The 1,736-nt window shown below is 40.5% G+C and carries 3 protein-coding genes; 2 read left to right on the top strand and 1 reads right to left on the bottom strand.

Annotation, left to right across the window (positions count from 1 at the left end; all coding sequences use genetic code 11):
* Positions 1-305: 305 nt before the first annotated feature.
* Entirely contained in the window at positions 306-911 is a 606-nt protein-coding gene (locus tag CBG25_RS09190) for a transposase (protein ID WP_290606177.1), read from the bottom strand.
* Here CBG25_RS09190 and CBG25_RS09185 point away from each other — a divergent pair.
* Both CBG25_RS09185 and CBG25_RS09180 read left to right on the top strand, forming a co-directional pair.
* Positions 910-1,467, top strand: a complete 558-nt coding sequence (locus CBG25_RS09185) for a PD-(D/E)XK nuclease-like domain-containing protein (protein ID WP_290606176.1) — start codon at positions 910-912, stop codon at positions 1,465-1,467. The two genes, CBG25_RS09190 and CBG25_RS09185, sit on opposite strands and share 2 nt — an antisense overlap.
* Before the next feature lie 72 nt (positions 1,468-1,539).
* On the top strand, positions 1,540-1,736 hold a 197-nt coding region (locus tag CBG25_RS09180), incomplete at its 3' end, for a hypothetical protein (RefSeq protein WP_290604058.1).

Genomic DNA, 1,736 nt, shown 5'->3' with positions numbered 1-1,736 from the left:
CAGTTGGCTGCCATCTTTACCTTTTTTTTCACGATTTTCTTGGCGGCATTTTAACACTTCAGCGCTCTGTTCCAATTGCTGAATGCGTTTTTCTATCCGCACTGTGACTGGCGCTGCTGAGAGAACCTTTTTTTCTCCACGAGTTTCGCACCAATAAAAAAACGCTCTATTTTTAAGTTTAATTCAGCATGATATATAAATAGTCAAAACCTTATAAATCAAATACAACTTATTGTAATTTAAGAAAATTTATGTTTTTTAGTAACTTGCAGATTAATCATTGCTTTTAAGCCATTTTTAGAATTTTATATGCCTGTGCGAAACTCGTGTTCTCGTGAAATCGCTTCCTGCGTCAAAAGATCATAATGAGAACAGGCGGCCTCTATAACTGTTCCATCACCAGCCAGACAGGAAACCCCAGATTGGGTACGAAGAAAAACGGATAATGTAAGTTCTTTAAAAAAACTGCCCGTCAGGACAGTCTGATGTTGATAAATGAAACGTCCAAGGCTGGCATGATCAGGTGTCACGCCATGGCTGACAAAAATACATCCCAAATCTAAACGCGCCAGATTTTCAAGTGCTCTGAGCGAACTATGCCCTTTCATGATCCCATAAAGCAAAATTCCCATCATTGAACGAGGAGAATACGGCGCTCTACCTGTTGAAGAATAACAGCGTTCGAAAGGTACCCAGTCTTGTTCATCCAAAATCTCTGTGACAATAAATGCCCTACGTTCACCAATTTGCTTGAGATAATCGCAAAGGGAAACAGAACCCTCCAAGATAGGTAGATTTTGCGCTTTGACAAACTTACGTTTGGTGTGAGAAGGCGATTCCAGTTTGCGAGTAAATACGGTCATAAAAGATCTGCGTTTAAAACGAATAAAGCAAATTTTAATCGATAACATGAGCTTTTGCGACAGCCTCAAAAAAGCGGAGTTTGAACAGGTTGAAATGATGCGTGATTCCGCACTGGCATATCCAATGGTGGAAGATTTGCTGGAAAACGGCGAGCCAGAGCTTTCAATTTTCTATCGCACGGAAAATGGAACGTTATTGAAAATCCGGCCTGATTTGTTGGGAATCTATGCCGATAAGCCGTTTATGCTCGATGTGAAAACGACTGATGATGTTCATGATTTTTGTAAATCCGTTGATAAGTTTGGTTATCACATACAGGCGGAATTTTACCGTCTGGTTGCAAATTGGGTTTTTGGGCGTGAAATGGCTTTCGCTTTCTGTGCAATTGGCAAAAACCCAGCTTGTGGGCGTTTTCCGGTGAAACTTTGTGAACCCGACGACGAAGATAGCGAGCAGGGGTTATACGAAGTCAACCGTGTAATTGATATGTTGGAAAACGTGATTGAAACGTACCCAATAGTCAAAGTATCCCGTCCTTTCTGGGCAACACAGGCGGATAGAAAACGCAGAGAAGCGGTTGCGGTAGAAGGAGGTGTTGCATGAATACACGAGTTTCGCAGTCTCTAAAAAAGAAGTATAAATTTAAAAACAAGAAAAAATAAGGATGTTCATATTTTGTCCGGTTATCCATGCATTAAAGATATCTATAAAATATTCTTGCAAGTAAGCAGTGTAAGATACTCTAGTTTGGCGTTATCAGAAGTCAGCCCATCGCCTTTATCTCATGACACGGTTAGCCGATGGTTAAAAAGTAGATGTTTCCGCCCTAAAGACCTATGGCGATTAGTTGAACCTTCTATAGACAAAAAAAG

The sequence above is a fragment of the Arsenophonus sp. ENCA genome, assembly GCF_002287155.1.
Classification (GTDB): Bacteria; Pseudomonadota; Gammaproteobacteria; order Enterobacterales; family Enterobacteriaceae; genus Arsenophonus; species Arsenophonus nilaparvatae.
This window is presented reverse-complemented; position numbering and strand designations above follow the sequence as displayed.